The following is a 19051-nucleotide window of genomic DNA, read 5'->3' on the forward strand; positions in this document are numbered from 1 at the left end:
AACTGCTGGGGATATCTTCTGAGATTATTCCTCCCAGGAAAACCTGGGCTTCCAAAAACAGAAAATAGTGACTAAAATTAGACCTAACTTATTGATATTATTAATTTCTTGTCACTAAACTGCGGAAGTTGGGCTAACCTGTTTCGGCGGAGGCTGAATCTCCCCTGGAGCACAGGAGAATAGAGGGAAAAGAAAAAACAGCAGGACTACTGATAAAGTTACAAATGTATTCATGTTCAGTTTCATAAATATAAAAAAGATTTTGGACCGCCTTCCGGATATTCTATTTCATGATAAAATTAACTTCATGGACATCGTTACAGCGAAAGGATTGACAAAGTATTATAACTCTCTGAGAGCAGTTGATAATATAGACTTTGAAATAGTAAAGGGCGAATGTTTCGGGTTTCTCGGGCCGAACGGAGCCGAAAAGACAACTGTCATGCGCATCATTTACTGTTTTATGCCTCCCACATCCGGAGAAGTAAAGGTTTTCGGAACAGATGTAACAGAAGATCCTGCTAGGATAAAGTCGCGCATCGGGGTCATGCCGCAGGAAGACAATCTCGACCCCGACCTCTCGGTTCTTGAAAACCTTATTGTCTATGCACGGTATTTTAATATCAAGAAAAAGGAATCATCGCCGCTTGCATCGGAACTCCTCGAATTTGCTGACATAAAAGATAAGGCCAATGTGAAGATTGGAAACCTCTCGGGAGGGATGAAGCGCAGGCTTATACTCGCACGGTCATTGATCAATAACCCGGAACTTTTGATACTGGATGAACCAACGACCGGACTTGACCCTCACAGCAGACATTCTGTATGGGATAAGCTGAATTATCTAAAATCAAAAGATACTACACTCATTCTTACAACCCATTACATGGAAGAGGCTGAGATATTGTGCGACAGGGTTGCTATCATGGATTCCGGAAAAATTATCACGGTCGATACCCCGTCAAGCCTGATGAACCGGCACGGAGGAAATCTTGAGGACGTTTATTTGAAACTCACTGGAAAGGCACTGAAGGATTAACAGATGAAAATCAAACGTGCATTCAGGGTGTGGCAAAGGAATTTCACGGTTTATACAAAGCTGTATAAGTCGAGCATAGCCCTTAATTTTGTCGAACCCATATTGTATCTTGCCGCATTAGGGCTCGGACTTGGTGCATTTGTCCAGCAGATAAACGGAGTGCCGTATATAAAATTTATCGCACCCGGTATCATTGCATCTTCTTCGATGTTTGCTGCTATATATGAATGCACTTATGGCACATATGTCAGGATGACTTACCAGAAGACTTTTGATGCGATACTTGCAACACCGGTCAACCTTGATGACCTTATTGCAGGAGAACTCATGTGGGGTGCTACAAAAAGTCTGCTCTATGGAACGATAATAATCATCGTTATCTCTCTGTTTGGACTTGTTGATTCACCATTGATAATACTTTCAATCCCTGTCCTTTTCATAACAGGATTGATCTTTGCGGAGATATCAGTTATATTTACAGCCATCATACCGGGCATAGATTCATATAATTATTTTTATACGCTCTTAATGACGCCGATGTTTCTCTTTTCAGGCATTTTCTTCCCCCTGAATAATCTCCCGCCGGTTGTTTCAAAGATCGCCTTTTTCACTCCCCTGTACCATCTCGTAAATATCTGCCGGGGATTGGCATCAGGGCAATTGGCTGTCTGTACGTGGGATACGGTATGGATCATTGCTGTTGTAGTTCTTCTCGCTCCATATCCTTTCAGGCTCATGCGGAGGAGGATAGTAAAATAAAGATGCACATTGCTATCAAAATATTTAACTATATGGCTGGATGCTGAATAAACACAATGACGACACCTTATAAAATTAATCCACGTAATATCTTCCATCTATGGATATATGAGCGTTATCCATAATACCTTTATGAACAAAAAGAGGTCTGCCATATTAAATATCCTGTCGATTCATTGTGTTTATGATGCATACAGCCATAGCTCCATTGCTCTGCACATCATGTGCGCAGACAGTTGGGGATAAACCACAGTCTGCAGAAGATGTTTTCTTCCCGACGGAGAAAGAGTGAAAGTCGAAGTTTTTGCGGAAAATCTGCGGATAGCCTGGTCGTTGCTTTTTCTTCCTGACGGCAGTGCACTGGTAAGCGAGCGGCCCGGACGGGGCAGGTATTCTCCGAAACTTTCCGGAAGGGACACCGACTAATGTGGGTGGGTTATTTACGGCAAAGCCAAAATCTGCGGAGTTTGTCCGCCAGATCGTGGCAAAGCATTTCTGGCGGTAAACGGAAGTAACAGGCGAACAACCGCATCAACTCGGGCTGGCAATTCCGCTACGCTCCATTGCCAGCCGGTTTATGCGGGGCGTTAGCCACATAGGAATTTATGAGCAATTTGTCAAAAGATGAATTTGGACTTATCAAATCCGCCTTTTAACAACACTGGATGCATGCACGCCACGTTGAAAACGAGCGCCTCTGTTTAACAAACATTTTTCCCATTGTTTTCGCGGGTTCGTTAGCAGTGATAAGAGGCGAAAAAAGGGACAGCGACTATTTATGAGCTAGGCGAATGATCTTGATATAACTGGCGCTGACACTATTTCTTTTCTTTAAGTCGATAACGGAAGAGACAGGTAAGGATTTGGGAGAACTAATAAGCCGTAAAGGCGATCTACGGCAAATAGCTATGGAGCTGCTTTACCGATTAGGTGGTTTGAGAGGGCCTAAGATAGGAGAGATATTCAGGATAGGTTATACATCTGTAAGCCAGGAGAGAATAAGGCTAAGAGAGAGGATTCTGAGTGAAAGAAGAATTCGAGAAGTGATTAATCTAATAGAAAGAAAATTGTGAATATTGAAGAGTTGACCCCTTTACCCCCTTGTTATGCCTTTTTATAAGCTATTTTCATTGACAAATAACTTCAAATTCTCATATGCTTCATGAAGTAATAAAATATAATAAAAAATAATGTTATACGTAATTATGAAACAAAAAATGAAGGAAAATAAAGTATGTCTGATAACCGTTTGATAGAAATATTTGAAGATGAAAATCTTGTTAGTAGAATCAAAAGACGCTTACCATATTTATTTCAGCTTGCCGAATTAGAGAGCTCACGAGCAGGCAAAACTGGCATGGAAGTTGGCTCGGTTCGTGAAAGGATAATTGTTGCCTTGCTTATTTATAATTTTGGTGAGGACAATGTGGAAACAGAGGTCCCAATTACAGAGCCAGAAGTAGATACAAAATTGTTTGGAGAACCAGTATCTATTAAAACAATTACTGGTAAAAGTTTGAGCGGAGTAAAACTTATTTGGACAGTTGACGCGAAGAAAGCAAAAGAATTTCGTGAAAACTACTATCCTTACTGTGATATTCTGCTTGTTCAAATAAATTGGAATGATGTTGGAGGATTTTATTATATTCCGTTAGATGTCCAGAAAAGGCTTTTTGATAGGATAGGCAGAAACAATTATATTAAACTTCCAAAACCCGGGACAAACCCAAGAGGTGTTGAAATTACAAAAGAAGCTTTATTAAATTTGGTTAGAGACAGTAAGTCAAGGAGTATCTCAATAAATTGGCAAAGGACAAAAATAGAGTTCAATTCCTATAAAAGATGGGTTGATCTATGGAGGGAAGAATAAAATGGGATTTAATCCAAGAAAAATAGGGACCAAGACAAGTGCCTTCGGTTCTCCTGGACGGATTAACCACGACTCCACACCTTTTTATGCAAGCAAATTATATGAGGGATTACCAAAGGAGGAAATAGTCAAGTATGTTGAAAATCCAGTTCCTTCTGAATTTCTTGATAAAATTTTTTGCAAAACCAGCGAAAAAATGGAAGAGCTTCCAGATAATAGTGTTCACATAATGGTGACCTCACCACCTTATAATGTTGGAAAGGAGTATGATGAGAACCTTACTTTAAATGAGTACAGGGAATTTTTGAAAAGGGTATGGGGCGAGGTCAAAAGAGTACTCGTCCCCGGTGGGAGGGCATGTATCAATATTGCTAATCTCGGAAGAAAACCGTATATCCCGCTTCATGTCTTTATCGTGGAGGATATGTTAGATTTAGGATTCTTGATGAGGGGTGAGATCATCTGGAATAAAGCCTCCAGTGGTAGCCCTTCAACTGCGTGGGGTAGCTGGCTTTCGGCTAAAAATCCTACACTCAGGGATATTCATGAGTATATTTTGGTTTTCTCGAAAGGCATGTTTAGTAGAGGCAATTTAAGAAGAAAGAGCACCATTTCTAAGCAGGAATTTCTTGAGTTTACTAAAAGTGTATGGACATTTGCTCCGGAACCAGCAACGAAAATTGGACACCCGGCACCTTTCCCCGTTGAATTGCCTTACAGATTGATTCAGCTTTACACCTTTGAAGGAGAGGTTGTTCTAGATCCATTTATAGGGAGTGGACAGGCGGCTATTGCAGCAATAAGGACTCATCGTCATTATGTAGGATATGACATAAATGATGAATATGTAGGCCTAGCGAAGAGGCGGATTAAAGAATTTTCTTTGGATTTTAATGCCCCCAAGTTGTTTGAACTTGAAGTAAAAAGAGGATGATAAAGAAAGTGAAGCGGTGTATAATAAAACGCTCCTCCTAACCGCTATTCTACCGCGATTCATGACCGCAGGTTAGCTTGCCGTTAGAGATTAAAAAATTAATTATGGATTTTGAGAATTGACTGAAACGAGAGCTTAGTCAGGTTTTTGCCAGATTTTTGTATTCTTGATCAAAGCTTGAAGCATAAATTTATTGTTGAGGTGAAATACCGCTGGGATTGGGATGGTAAAATATTCGGACAAAAGAGGGACAGCGACGAATGACACTGATTTAAACTTTACATAACATCGTGTCCTTTTTTCATCAAGATTTTTGATGAGGCAATTCCTTTCCTTGACAAGGGAGGTTATTTTTCATATACTTAGCAATAATTTATACATTAACATAAAAATAGGTTAGAGACTATAAAAGTAAGAAGTTATTAAATAAATGCTAGAAAATACCATTCTCGTCAAAACTACCAAATGGTTAGTTAGCAAAGGGTATGTTCTGAAGAAAATATCTGTGCCAAGAGGGAAAGGCTATAATCGGGATATCAAATCTGTTATTGAAATAGAACTTAAAGATGCAGGATATACAGAGAGGATTTATTTTAGTTCTGACAGTGCTGACATAATTGCTGAGAACAAAGATGAGATATGGAAAGTGGAATGCAAGGGAATAGGTTTTGGCAAAACTCAAACGAATAGAAACAATTTTGATCGTGCACTTGCAAGCGTTGTTACTTACTTCAACGAGGAAGCTAAACAGCAAGTTTTGGCATTAGCAATTCCTAACGTATTACCGTATTTACAGCAGCTTTTGCATTAACAAGCCCTTGAGGAAAACACTTAATTTGCATATATTGTTAATAGATGAACATAATCATACTGTTAATGAATATAAGCCTGAAGATGATATCGAGGGAGTAATGAGGAAAGAGGATAAATTTAGTATATAGGACCTGATCCAAGCATTGAAGAATAATCCAGAACTAAGAGAATATGCCAAATCACTGCGCAAAAAAGAACAAACAGGTCTAACAAATCACTTGTGCGGATGGCTGACAGTCACCGCACAGTTCAAGCGTTAGGGTAGAAATAAAAAAAATCAAATGACTTCTCCTGATATCTTTTTTAAATGTGATGACGGTTGCCTACTTAGAGGCAATCCTCCCAAATTTATGGGACCAGCCCTTGTTGCATATGTTGACATTCTTGGCATGTCGAAGGCTATCGTCAAAAACTGGGGACCAGAGTCAGATTCCGCACTTCACCGACTTCTTCGTATCAAGAATTCTATCCCCCGCGATGACGAAAAGACCCAGATCACGCTTTCTATTTACGATCCGATGACCAACAAAGAATTTGAGAGGTATCTATCAATCACGCGAACTCTGTCAGATTCAATAGTAACAATGTTGGCCTTGCCATCGTCGCCATCAGAGTGTAGCGCGCAAGAATTCAGCACACGAGTTTTCAATGTTTTATTGTGTTTGCGACTTATTTGGCAGCAGTCCCTGCGGGAGGGCTTTACGATTCGGGGAGGCATTGAGCTTGGTGAAATGTTCTGGAATGAAACAGAATTTACTGGTCCCGGTTTTATTTACGCTTATAAGCTTGAGGATAAGTTCGCAAAGACGTCGCGCGTCCTTGTGGGCCCTTTGCTGGCAACAAACATTGTAAAATTCGCTAAAATTAATCCTAATACTGAAAGTCCGATGAACGTATTTTCAATTGGCAAGGACGACAAAATTATTGTAGATCCACACTTTGTTATCGGACCGGAAATGGTAAATATATTAGAAAGCTTACAACAAAATGCAGGTCAAGCAAAAGATAGATATGACGAAGTGATTGAAATACTAAAAACTCCTAAAGAGAAAGTGCGAAGGCCGACCCTAGAAGAAATGACTTTATATATAAAGGATATCACGGCAGAATTAAATAAAGGAGATCCCTAATAATTGTTAGACATAAATAAAAAAAGTAAAACGGACTAAAATAAACTTCAAATCAATTCCTTGGAATATGCATGCACCTGGTGTCAGATTCAAAGCGTTTAAGCAAGACAGAAGACAGCTTCGCCTTGTGGAATTTACAAAGGAGTTTATCGAATCTGATTGGTGCACAAAAGGCCATATTGGGTTCATTCTCTAAGGAGAGATGGAAATAAACTTCAACGGGGAATTCATAATCTTTAAACAAGGTGATGGTTTATTTATTCCGGCAGGTGAAAAAAATAAACATATGGCCAGAGTCCTTACAGAATACGTAAGATTAATTCTGATGGAGGATGTCTAACGAATCAATCAAGGCGATGGGGAATAAGCCTCTACAGTTTTTTGCAAGGGCTGGTTGCCCTGTGCCTTATTTCAGGCGTTAGGCTTAAAAAATGAATAACTACCAATACAAAGTTTTAGACATTCTCCATAATGCGGAAAAATACCACGACGCATATTATAAGGCCGAAACATTTCGTGGTCCGAGTCTCTATTTCCATAGACGAACACTTGAAATGGCTAATTCTGACAATTTCGAACTATATCTGGAATTTATATATGCAACTTTAGCCTCATGGGGAATGCACAGGATGGGAAAGGGTGGCTCTAAAATGCAGAGTTTTGATGTTTTTAAAAGAAGCGTTTTGGGAATAAAAGATAAAATTGAAGAGGCAAAAAAGATTAATTATCAAAACGTGACCAATTCAGATTGGGGACTTTTAGAAAAGATATTTCGTGGTATAAAAGTCATGGCGAGCGGCACAAGTATAGTCGGTAACTCCAAAGTCATGGCTCATATGATTCCTAACATAGTCCCACCAATCGACCGTGAGTACACTTTGAAATATTTGAAAGGCAATACAAACATAAGGAATGGATTAGATTACGAATGGAAACTTATGAAAGAAATTATATCAGAATTTTTTATCCCAGTTGCAAAGGATACTGAGTTTGTCAAAAAAGCTAATACCTGGATAGCAAATCAACCAGAATATCCATGGGATACATCTATCTTCAAAGTTATAGATAACCTTGTTATAGGTGCAAGCAAGAAAGTGAAAAAGCCTAATAAATCACTCCAGCGGATGGCTTACAGCCACCACCCAGCTTAGACGTTGGACGGATAGAAGGAGATTAATCCATGCGTATACTTGACTGGTTACGTGAAATGGTAAGTGGCAATCCAGAAAGATTGCCCGCTAAATCATTTATCCCGCTTCTCACAGACGGCGGAGAGGAGCGAGGCGCAATTTTAGTCCACAGTGACGAAACCCGTGATATTCTTGTGAATGAATTTACGTTTCAACCTACAGCGGATGTTGCACCTCACGGTGGGAATATTTCTTCCTATTTCGCCGATCAACTTGGAGCTACTGCGGGACTTGTTAATACCGCAATACAATCCAGACAGCTACTTCAGGTGGTAGGTTCACCTCAAGTATTGGCAGGTTTAAAGGACGGTTCCTTAACCGTGATGCGCTCGGCAGGGCAAATGACTGGAACAGTAGTAAGCAATGCTACTCAGAAAATCGCGGGTCAACTCCGATTCACACCAGCAAATATAGGTGGTATTATTGTTCCGCTTGCAATTTGGCAAATCCTTAATGCTATTGCAGGGGTTACACATCTCCAGAGAATCAATGCAAAACTTGAAACCCTTCAAATGGGAATAGAGCGTTTGGCAATAAGGCTTCAGGCAAAAACCTATGGAAAACTGATATCGGCGGTTGCGATACTCGAAGAACTTTTGAAGCAATGTGCGATTACAGGGACTTTTTCGCCAGATATGACGGTTAAACTCGCATTAGCAGAGAGAGATATACGATCTGCCTTAGCAGAGCAACAGCTACTTGTGCAAAGGTTTGACGATATCAGCAAGCAGATACTTAAAGAGGCTAGAGGAAAACAGGGAGCATTTCGGTGCAACCAGCTTCTGAAGGAAGAATCATCAGAATTTCTTATGAATGCCAAACTTCTGACAGCAGCTTCAAGGGCCTATTTATTGGCAGCTGAGGTTTGGATTCGACACGACTTAGAACATAACCCTAGGTACGTCTCTATGCGTTTACGTGACTTGGAGCGGAAGATGGACACAATAAACAATACGGTCTCACCCTTGGGGATTCTGGAAGAGTTACAAGAACGTGCCATTGATTGCTTAGAGGAAATGAATTGGTTTAGTAGGAATATATTCAACAGAGGGCTTAAGAATGATATTAAATCCCGGACTTTTCAGCAAAATGGAGACCGAGAAGAAACTCATCAAAATACCGGAGTGCCAAGCGTGGTTATCTGGAAAGACCAGAACAACCAGACAAAGAGTGTTGTTATTGACGTTGCACTAGAGGAATAAGACTCGTCCAACGACCGGTTCCAACGGACGGTGTTCCGCCACCGCTGAACTGGAGCATTATCTGTAAGCACATGGTTCATAGTCGCCCTCAGTATAGTATATGTCATTATTTTTGGTATCGTCTTGTATGAGGCATATGACACTCTCAAATTGTGTTGTAATGTTGAATATACGCTTTACAAAAATTTATTATGTGAAAAAATAATTCAACACAAAATGAGAAAAATTGCTAACAAATTCATCCAGTCTGACCGGGATTAACGTTTTTTGATTTTAATCTCAGGCTCGTTGCCTCAGGCTTGGCAGGCTGACAATAGCAGATGGTCACCTGGGGGTATGGTCGGCACTCGGAGAACTGCATGCCGAAGGGAAAGAGCTGAGGTGCTGGAACCATAAGATCAGGAATCTCCTTGACTGCTTACCCAAGAGAAAAGGACTATCCAAAAACGACAGAGAAGCTCCTTTCTGATTTCGAGTCAACCATTGGATTCATGAACACTTTTCTCTTAACATCCAGAGGCAATAAAGAAACAACGGAAGCACTACCTAGATCCAGGGGAGGCGCTCCATGAACCACTTGATATTAAGTAATCATTACAATAAGCGTCATATTTGTTGATAGAGTAAGTGCCTACACTTTCAGTTTGAGAATGGAATTCGCCTTGAATCGAAATCCCGGAGCTATCCAAGTTAAATTCTCCATTCACTATATCAAAATCGTATGAAAAACCAACATAATAGTCAAAAGGTTCGCAAATGCCAACATTTGTAAAATATATAGGGCCAAGGATAAGGGATAAGGGCTCACCACCTGAAAAGCTCAGAGGGCTCCCACTTGTTGTTAAAGAAGTTCCATCTGTTGACACATAAAATTCAATAATATCGTCGGACCATATACCGGACGAGATAGATGTGTCCCCTGATGTGCCAACTGTAAATGTGCCATAAGTCTCTCCAATTTTATTCTGGAGAATAAGGTAATAAGTCCCAGACGAAAGCTTTTTCGGCACCTGAAAAGTGAGGTAGCTATAGCCAGTATTTGAGTCCATTGCATAGCTTAAAACTTTACATTTTGTTCTTGTGAATGTTGTTATGTTTTCGAGATAAACCTTTGGTTTTTTATTAGTAAAAAAACTGCCCTGAACGGTAACGATATCACCTTCTGTGCCTGAAGCTGGTGAAATTGTATCAATACTCGGATTCATAATTGTAAATGTGCCCATAGACATTGCAGATAATCCTTTTGGTTGAACATATAAATTGTAAGTACCCGGCGGTAATATTTTTGTCCACAGGCTTGTAACATAAGAATCACTGTAGCTTTCAACTTTAGCCTTTGTAGCCACAGTCGTATCATTTGCGAGATAAACTGTGGGCTTGGATATCCCTAACCCTGAACCATAGACTGTAAACCTTGTTCCTATGGTTCCCTGTATATTCTGTTGAGTTATTTGCGGTAAACTCAATCTGCCAAATCCGTAAATATTATCCTGGCCAGAAACTCCCATATCTATTGCAGAGCCTGTTAATGCATTCCAGAGTTGTGATACTGAATAACCTGGATTTGCTGACAATATCAATGCTGCTGCACCTGCTACATGAGGAGAGGATGCACTTGTACCAGGAAAGTTATTCATTCCATAAGAATATGTTGAAACATAATCAGGAGCAGAAATCTCAGGCTTATATCTACCGTCATTTGTAGGGCCTTGTGAGCTATACTCTGCAATTGGCCCTGTCACCCAGTTCACATAATTAATAGCACCAATTGCAAATGCACCAATTGCATCTCCAGGACTTGTAATACTACTTGAAGCAATAGAATAATCTAAAATTTCATGTCCTAAACTGAAAATATCGAGTTTATTATTTGAAGTCGCAGAATATTTTTTAATAGCAAAATAATAATAATCTGTTGAAGGTGCTACATAAGAAAAAGACTCGATAGGTAGTTGAGAACCATTCTGAATATTCTCACTCAATGCAACAATACTCTGTGAACTATCAATAACTTGAAAAAGGTATATGTCATAATCTTGGTCAGAAGCAGGCCAATCATCCCATGTCATATAGATATCTATAGTTTCACCTTGCTCTGCATATATAGGTATCAATTCAACGGTATTTGCTACATTATGCCAGCTATCTGCATCAAGATCATTGAAGAAAGCCTCATAATGTTGTTTTGCATAGTTTCCCATTGAATTAGACCAGAAGATATTATTTCTATAGGCATCATCTACTGTGCAAACGGGATTGCTGTAATAACAACTTCCATCATAGAAATTTGTATTTATCCATGATACTGAATGAGTTACAACTTTAATGCTGTTCGTTTTGCAGTAATTCTTTGCATCAACCAGATCCAATAAATCGCCTATCTTGATGAGATACAATTGTGCTCCAGGCGCTATATCATAAACAATCTCTGCACAGGCAGTTCCATGAGGGTCGGTTTCAGAAACGAATGTTGTTGTTGAACATCCTGAACCTGTGCAATCTAATTGGATAACACTTGACGGCAACTCGCCCGCAGCAACTGCTGAAGATACTCCGGCAAACCCCAAATCAATTATTGCAACTTTTACCCCTGTTCCATTGTATCCAGATGAAATATATGATGAAACGTTTATTAAATTTACTCCTTCACTCTTAATATCCTGGGGAATTGGCTTATCCGGTAATTTAATAAATGTAATGACTTCAATATTTTCAGCTATTTTCGATAACATACCTATAGGAACTTTAGCTTTTACCACATTATCAGAGATTTTTATAATCTCTGCGCCATATGTCTCAAGCCCATTAATATCAACAGATTTTGTATCTATAAAAAGAATAAAAACGATTATATTATCGCTGTCTTCAATTTTAAGCTTTTTTTCTGCAGCAAATTTTTTAGAATAAGAAGCTCCCTTTCTATACTCATTTTCTAATTGCGAAAGAACACTTTCTAACTTATGGTATAAATTAGGATCTTTCTGGACAACTGGAAGATTCTCTGCTTTGACTGGGCTGATAAACAATAAGATAAGTGAAATGATAGAAACAAAAAAGAAAAATTTGCTCACAAGCAGTTTTTTACAAAACATAACCACACCTCCATTTAGGAATATCACTTTAGCGTATAATCTATTATTGTAGAAATAAAATTTTTATTCTACTATTTTTTATTTTATAAATAATATTGATAGTGATTTTTCAACTGAGAATTAATTAAAATTAAAAATGAGTAAAATATAATTTAATGAGTTGACCGAAAATAAATTTTTTAATATCTAAAGGAAACCAGCAAATATGAAAAAATATCTAATCACATTTCCAGTGGTAGAAAAACAGAAATGTAAAAATTGTAAAATAATGTTTGACATAAACAAACTTAAAAATAATGTAGTTGGCATGAATGAAGACGCATATGGCCTTCCGGCAATAATGGTTAGATGTCCAATATGTAAGACACTATTCGAATGGGAGACAAAATGTAATTGAAAGTGCCTATATAAAGGTGAAATGTTTTTATTTAGCCCTGATTATTCATAAGCTATGGTTAATAACCCTTGCTAAGGGGGGACTAAGGATAATGAAATTTTTGAATTAATTTGGTTAGGGAAAGGTTATAAAAAATGGATATCGCGATACTTGGTGCACCAGGATGTGTTGGAAGGCATATTATTCAAAAACTTCTTAAGAACTCAAACTATAAAATTACTGCATCTTACAGAACAGAAGAAGAAATACCTAAAGATTTAGGGCATAAAAACCTCGTATGGAAACAGGTTAATTTATTCGACAGAAAAAGTGCTGAGAATTTTTTATATAAATCTGACATATTGATTTATTTAATACACTCTCTTGGCGTAAAAAATTTTGAACAGCTTGATGTAAAATTAGCTCAGGAAACAGGGCAGGCAGCACTGAATGCTGGAATCAAGAAGATCATCTATCTTGGTGGAATAGTGCCCGAAAATAAAAAAGCTTCTCCACACCTCATAAGCAGGATGAAGACAGGTAAAGCACTTGCATCATTTGGGATACCAGTTGCAGAAGTCCGTGCAAGTATATTACTTGCTAAATGCAGCATTTCTTTCCTGATTGTCTACAAACTCGCAAAACGTCTGCCTGTTATGATAACCCCTCGCTGGTTAAACTCCCTTTGTTCACCGATTGCACTTGAAGATGCAGCATTTTTTATTGAATCATTGATCCCAAAAGAGATTCATGGACATGAAATTTTTGAAATAGGGGCTGAAACTATAAGATACAGAGATCTTATATCAAGATGTGGTGAAGCGATCAGGGCTACTAAAAATATAATTATTCCGGTTCCATTTTTTGCAATAAAGATGTCCGCTTTATGGATAGGCTTAATAACTGGTGTGCCAAATAGTATCGGTATAGCACTTGCAGAAGGGCTCAGAAGTAATACTATACCTTCAAGAAATCGTTTTAGAGAAATTACTGGAAAAGATCCTACTCCAATCAATTCTGTCCTTAAGCAACTTGCTGAGCAAATGTAAAAATAAAGCCTACGGAAAAATTGAAAAAAATATATAAAAATTAGTAATATTAAACTCTACAAAATTAAATTAATTTCATAATCCAGACTTTAAGGTAAATTTTTATGGGAGAACTTGAGAGATTAAGAAAAGAAATTGATGAGATTGACAGTAAAATACTCGATCTCTTGAATAAAAGGGCGAATATTGTTATTGAAATTGCAGAGATAAAAAGGAATGAAAATGCAAAATTCTATTCTCCTGAACGTGAAAATCAGATATTAGAACGTTTAACTAAACTCAACAAAGGACCTTTTCCAAATGATACCCTTAAAGTTATTTACAAAGAGATACTGTCTGCTTCACTTTCTCTTGAGGAGCCATTGAAAGTTGCATGTCTTGGGCCTTTAGCCACATTTACGCATCTTGCTGCTTTGAGACACTTTGGATCATCTGCTCTGTTTGTGCCTGTTGAAAGCATTAAGGGAGTGTTTGATGCAGTGGTTTCTGGTGAAGCAGAATATGGAGTTGTCCCAATCGAGAATTCAAATGAAGGGGTAATTACACATACACTTGATCTTTTCATGGATTATGAATTAAAAGTGTCAGCCGAAATTATGCTTGAGATAGTTCATAACCTAATTTCAAAAAGTGGGGATAGGTTAAAAATAAAGAGAGTTTATTCAAATCCTCATGCAGCAGCACAATGTAGACGATGGCTTGGGACAAATCTTCCGGGTATCCCTATCCTTGAATCTACCAGCACTGCAAAAGCTGCTGAGCTTGTATCCAGAGATGAGGAGGCAGCAGCAATAGCGAGTGAGCTTGCAGCAAAAGTATATGATCTTAAATTTATTGAAAAAAATATTGGAGACAGTAAATACAATATAACCCGTTTTCTTGTTATCTCTAAAGATTTTCCACCCAGGACAGGGAGAGACAAGACGTCTATTGTATTTTCAATAAAAGATAGACCAGGTGCTCTCTATGATATTCTTTACCCTTTTAAGAAAGCAAAAATTAATCTAACTAAAATCGAGTCAAGACCTTCCAAGAGGAAAGCTTGGGAATATATATTTTTTGTTGATATGGAAGGACACATAGAAGATAAGAAATTGCGTAAGGCAATTGAGACCGTAAAAGACAACTGCCTTTATCTGAAGATTTTAGGTTCCTATCCACATGGCGGAGTTTGATGATAAAACCCTCTGAGTTTATTACAGATTTAAAGCCTTATGTTCCTGGGAAGCCCTTAGAAGAACTTGAGCGGGAATTCGGTATTAAGGATTCCATTAAACTGGCATCAAATGAAAATCCCCTCGGGCCTTCGCCTTTAGCATTTAAAGCTGTTTTAAAACATTTACAGAATTCACAGGGAATTACTGCATTCAGCAGATACCCAGATGGCAGTGGATATTATTTAAAGAAAGCCCTTTGTAAAAAGCTATCAGTGAATGAAGATGAAATTATTCTTGGTAACGGCTCAAATGAATTGATTGATATAGTTGCAAGAGCATTTCTGCAGCCAGGTGATGAAGCAGTAATGGCAAATCCTTCTTTTATTGTTTATCCAATGTCTGTTAAGTCTGTAGGCGCGGTCCCGATACAAATACCTTTAAAGAATTATACCCATGACCTTAATGCTATGTTTGAAGCTGTTAATCCACTGACGAAGATGTTTTTTATTGCAAATCCAAATAACCCAACAGGAACTATAAACAGAAAGCATGAACTTGATTATTTAATGGAACGCCTTCCTGAGGATATTCTTGTTGTTATAGATGAAGCTTACTACGAATATGTTACAGACCCTGAATATGCTGATAGCATGAAACATTTCAGAGACGGAAGGGATATACTCATATTAAGAACATTTTCTAAAATTTATGGACTTGCAGGCCTCAGGATAGGATATGGAGTTGCAAGAAGTCATATTATTTCTGAAATGAATAAGATCAGGCCACCATTCAATACAGGAACAATTTCACAACAAGCAGCTTTATGGGCTCTCAAGGACGATACACATATAAAATCTTCTCGTAAAGTAAATGAAAATGGGAAAAGGTATCTTTACAGACAACTCGAAATCCTTAGGGTAAACTACGTTCCAACTGAGGCAAATTTCATATATATTATTCTAAACTGTGATGCTAATGATATTTTTAATAAATTATTAAAAAAAGGGGTAATTGTCAGACCTGTTGGTCCTCAGGAAATACGGGTAACTATAGGTCTGCCGGATGAAAATAAAAGATTTGTAAAAGCACTAAAAGAAGTCATTGGTTAATAGTCCTTATAAAAATTCTCACAATACTGTGACTGGTGCTTACGACTAAAATCTGGAGGGATAAATGGATATCATTGTTTTAAAACCAAGCGCAACTGATGAAGATTTGAAGCGTATTGTAAAAAAGCTCGAACATCGCGGACTAAAAACAAATATTTCGAAAGGTACTGAAAGAACAATTATTGGTGTCATTGGTGATACTTCAAAAATAACAGAGGAAGAAGAAAATGCGATAAGGGTTATGCATGGTGTTGAAGATGTAATGAGAATATTGAAACCTTACAAACTTGCAAGTAGGGATTTCAAGGCTGAAAATACCACAGTTACTATAAAAGGGAATGTCATCGGTGGGAAAAAGATACAAGTAATCGCAGGTCCATGTGCTGTGGAAAACAAGACTATGCTTACCAGTATTGCAGAAAAGGTGAAAGATGCTGGAGCGACCTTCATCAGAGGAGGTGCATATAAGCCAAGAACTTCTCCATATTCATTTCAGGGACTTGGTGAAGAAGGACTTAAATATCTTGCATATGCCAGCAAAAAGACAGGACTCCCTGTTGTGACTGAAGTAATGGATCCGAGGGATATAGATATTATTTTAAAATATGCTGATGTAATTCAGATTGGAGCAAGAAATATGCAGAATTTCAGACTGCTTCTCGAGATAGGCAAATGCAAAAAGCCAGTTTTACTAAAAAGGGGTCTCTCAGCCACGATTAAAGAATGGTTAATGGCAGCTGAATATATCATGTCAAAAGGGAATCAGATGGTAATCTTATGCGAAAGAGGTATAAGGACTTTTGAGAGTGCAACAAGAAACACACTTGATCTCAGTGCAGTCCCAGTTCTTAAACAGTTGACCCATCTTCCTGTTATTGTTGATCCCAGTCATGGTGTTGGGAAGTGGTCTCTCGTTGCCCCTATGGCAAAGGCTGCAATTGCTGTTGGAGCAGACGGACTTATGATAGAGGTTCATATAAATCCAGAAGAAGCAATGTCAGATGGAGAGCAATCTCTCAAGCCATCTGATTTCAAGAAACTAATGGACGAGTTAAAACCAATTGCGAAAGCAGTAAACAGAGAGATATAGATAAAATTAAGATGCAAAATGGAATAAATAGTTGGAGATTTTTAATCCATGCATTTTAACAAAGTAACGATATTGGGCGTAGGACTTATAGGAGCTTCTTTTGCTCAGGCAATGAGAGCTTATAACCTTTGTAGTTATATTGTAGGAAGTGGACGGAGTCTGGAAAATTTACAGAGAGCAAAAAATAAAAAGATCATAGATTTTCTTGAAGTTGATCCTCTTAGGGCTTGCAAGGATTCAGATTTAATAGTTCTGGCTACGCCTGTAGGAGTTTTTATTGATATAACGAAGAGAATTCGGGGTTCTCTTAAGAAAGGTGTGATAGTAACAGATGTCGGTAGTGTAAAAGGGAAGCTTGTGCGGGATCTGGAAACACTTATGCCTGAAGGTGTATTTTTTGTAGGAACACATCCAATTGCAGGAAGTGACCGGTCAGGCATTGACTCCGCTTCACAAGATATATTTAAGGGTGCTAAGTGTATTGTGACACCTACAGAAAATACTAAAAAAGACATCCTTGATAAGGTTATCAAGATATGGGAAACCTTTGGCTCTTATGTAAAAATAATCAATCCAGAAGAGCATGACAGGATATATGCAGCGGTGAGTCATCTTCCACATCTTATTGCATATGAGATTGTGAATTCCGTAGCTGATATTAATAGTTCATATCTAAAATTTTCAGGACAGGGTTTTTTGGATACAACAAGAATTGCTTCCAGTTCTCCTGAACTATGGCGTGACATCTGTATTTTCAACAGAGATAACCTCCTTGAATCTATCGAGAAGTTTCAAAAGAATCTCGATAGAGTTATTCAGTATCTCAGGGTCAAAGATTCCAAATCCCTCGAGATAGATTTTCAAAAGGCCCGAGCGCTGAGGGAAGGTATTGGAAAGAATTGAATTGCATAAGGCAAGGTGGTTAAAAGGAGAATTTGCTCCACCCCCTGATAAATCAATATCCCATAGAGCAATAATCTTTTCTTCATTAGCAAGAGGTAAGAGCATTATCAAAAACATTCTAAGGGCGCATGACCCTGAAAGCACCATGAATGCTGTCAGAGCATTAGGAGTAGAAATAACAGAAATTAACCTTCAAAACCACTCTTCCTTTTTTTTAGCAATTAATGGTAGAGGACTATATGGTCTTAAAGAACCACTTGATGTGATTGACTGTGGAAATTCAGGAACAACAATAAGAATGATTTCAGGAATTCTTTCAGGGAATCCATTTTTTTCCGTACTTTCAGGAGATGAATCTCTGAGGAAAAGGCCTATGGGCAGGATAATTATCCCTTTGAAAAAAATGGGTGCAAATATAACTGCTCGTGATGATAATAGATTTCCACCTATAGCGATTAAAGGAGGAAAGTTGAACCCTATTATATATCATACTCCAGTTGCCAGTGCTCAGATAAAATCAGCTTTACTCCTTGCGGGTCTTTATACAGATGGTGAAACGAAGATTATAGAACCTGCACGCTCAAGAGATCATACAGAGAGGATGCTACCTGCCTTTGGTGCTCAAATAAAGATTGATGGACTAAGTGTATGTATCAAAGGAGGCACTGAATTAAAGAGCTTAGAAATGGAGGTTCCTGGAGATTTTTCTTCTGCTGCTTTTTTCATAGTAGGTGCACTACTCATTAAAGACTCTGATATAACCATTCAGAATGTTGGCATCAATCCTACAAGAACAGGACTTCTGAATGTTTTGAAGGATATGGGAGCAGATATAAAAGTTCAGAATGTGAGAGATTTATGTGGTGAACCGGTTGCTGACATCCAGTGCAAAGGTGGAGTTGAGTTGAAAGCAATAGAAATAAAAGGAGAACAAATCCCATCTTTGATTGACGAGTTCCCGATAATCTGTGTTGCAGCAGCAAAAGCCTCTGGGACAACAACCATTCGTGGTGCAGAAGAACTCAGGGTTAAAGAATCAGACCGTATTAAGAGTATGACAACAGAACTGAGAAAGATGGGGGTTGATATTGAAGAATTTAAGGATGGTTTGAGCATTAATGGGAAAGAAGTTCTTAAAGGAAACTCTCTCGAGAGTTACGGAGACCACAGGATTGCAATGGCTTTGTCAATAGCAGCTCTTGTTGCTGATGGGACAACAACTATAAATGGTGTTTCATCTATAAATATATCATTCCCGGGTTTTTTTGAGCTACTGAGGAGATTGACAAGTTAAAAAATTCAAAATTTAAAAATAAAAATTATTGTTTAATGATTTAT

16 protein-coding genes are annotated in these 19051 nt (G+C 38.2%); 15 read left to right on the plus strand and 1 reads right to left on the minus strand.

Features of this window, described 5'->3' with window-relative positions:
- The first annotated feature begins 307 nt into the window (after nt 1-307).
- The 9 genes from HXY53_07525 to HXY53_07565 all read left to right on the plus strand — a co-directional run bounded on the left by HXY53_07525 (nt 308) and on the right by HXY53_07565 (nt 8937).
- Entirely contained in the window at nt 308-1039 is a 732-nt protein-coding gene (locus HXY53_07525) for an ABC transporter ATP-binding protein (GenBank protein ID NWF76399.1), read from the plus strand.
- Between the two features lie 3 nt (nt 1040-1042).
- On the plus strand, nt 1043-1798 hold the full coding sequence (locus HXY53_07530; GenBank protein NWF76400.1) for an ABC transporter permease: 756 nt from the start codon (nt 1043-1045) through the stop codon (nt 1796-1798).
- An 863-nt stretch (nt 1799-2661) separates the two neighbouring features.
- Complete coding sequence (locus HXY53_07535; protein ID NWF76401.1) at nt 2662-2871, plus strand: hypothetical protein; 210 nt, start codon at nt 2662-2664, stop codon at nt 2869-2871.
- A 161-nt stretch (nt 2872-3032) separates the two neighbouring features.
- Nucleotides 3033-3668 (plus strand): ThaI family type II restriction endonuclease, encoded by a 636-nt coding sequence (locus tag HXY53_07540; protein ID NWF76402.1) that lies wholly within the window; start codon nt 3033-3035, stop codon nt 3666-3668.
- Nucleotide 3669: 1 nt separating this feature from the next.
- Complete coding sequence (locus tag HXY53_07545) at nt 3670-4602, plus strand: site-specific DNA-methyltransferase (GenBank protein NWF76403.1); 933 nt, start codon at nt 3670-3672, stop codon at nt 4600-4602.
- A 430-nt stretch (nt 4603-5032) separates the two neighbouring features.
- Complete coding sequence (locus tag HXY53_07550; protein NWF76404.1) at nt 5033-5413, plus strand: hypothetical protein; 381 nt, start codon at nt 5033-5035, stop codon at nt 5411-5413.
- A 283-nt stretch (nt 5414-5696) separates the two neighbouring features.
- On the plus strand, nt 5697-6545 hold the full coding sequence (locus HXY53_07555) for a hypothetical protein (protein NWF76405.1): 849 nt from the start codon (nt 5697-5699) through the stop codon (nt 6543-6545).
- 431 nt (nt 6546-6976) lie between these two features.
- Complete coding sequence (locus tag HXY53_07560; GenBank protein NWF76406.1) at nt 6977-7696, plus strand: hypothetical protein; 720 nt, start codon at nt 6977-6979, stop codon at nt 7694-7696.
- A gap of 29 nt (nt 7697-7725) precedes the next feature.
- Entirely contained in the window at nt 7726-8937 is a 1212-nt protein-coding gene (locus tag HXY53_07565; GenBank protein NWF76407.1) for a hypothetical protein, read from the plus strand.
- A 542-nt stretch (nt 8938-9479) separates the two neighbouring features.
- Here HXY53_07565 and HXY53_07570 read toward each other — a convergent pair.
- Entirely contained in the window at nt 9480-12029 is a 2550-nt protein-coding gene (locus tag HXY53_07570) for a S8 family serine peptidase (protein ID NWF76408.1), read from the minus strand.
- Nucleotides 12030-12560: 531 nt separating this feature from the next.
- Between HXY53_07570 and HXY53_07575 the strand changes: the two genes are divergently transcribed.
- The 6 genes from HXY53_07575 (at nt 12561) to aroA (ending at nt 19007) form a co-directional block, all read left to right on the plus strand.
- Nucleotides 12561-13454, plus strand: coding sequence for an NAD(P)H-binding protein (locus tag HXY53_07575; protein ID NWF76409.1), 894 nt, complete (start codon nt 12561-12563; stop codon nt 13452-13454).
- 104 nt (nt 13455-13558) lie between these two features.
- A complete protein-coding gene (gene pheA, locus HXY53_07580; protein NWF76410.1) occupies nt 13559-14629 on the plus strand; it encodes a prephenate dehydratase in 1071 nt (356 codons plus the stop codon).
- The gene (locus HXY53_07585; protein NWF76411.1) at nt 14629-15720 is read left to right on the plus strand and encodes a histidinol-phosphate transaminase; all 1092 of its coding nucleotides are present in this window, start codon (nt 14629-14631) and stop codon (nt 15718-15720) included. Before pheA ends, HXY53_07585 begins: the two co-directional genes overlap by 1 nt.
- Nucleotides 15721-15784: 64 nt before the next feature.
- Nucleotides 15785-16810, plus strand: coding sequence for a 3-deoxy-7-phosphoheptulonate synthase (gene aroF, locus HXY53_07590; GenBank protein NWF76412.1), 1026 nt, complete (start codon nt 15785-15787; stop codon nt 16808-16810).
- 48 nt (nt 16811-16858) lie between these two features.
- Nucleotides 16859-17713: a prephenate dehydrogenase/arogenate dehydrogenase family protein gene (locus HXY53_07595; protein ID NWF76413.1), complete on the plus strand. Its 855-nt coding sequence runs from the start codon at nt 16859-16861 to the stop codon at nt 17711-17713.
- Entirely contained in the window at nt 17700-19007 is a 1308-nt protein-coding gene (aroA, locus tag HXY53_07600; protein NWF76414.1) for a 3-phosphoshikimate 1-carboxyvinyltransferase, read from the plus strand. Before HXY53_07595 ends, aroA begins: the two co-directional genes overlap by 14 nt.
- The last annotated feature ends 44 nt before the right edge of the window (nt 19008-19051 follow it).

Source organism: Nitrospirota bacterium (assembly GCA_013388455.1).
Lineage (GTDB): Bacteria > Nitrospirota > Thermodesulfovibrionia > Thermodesulfovibrionales > SM23-35 > JACAFF01.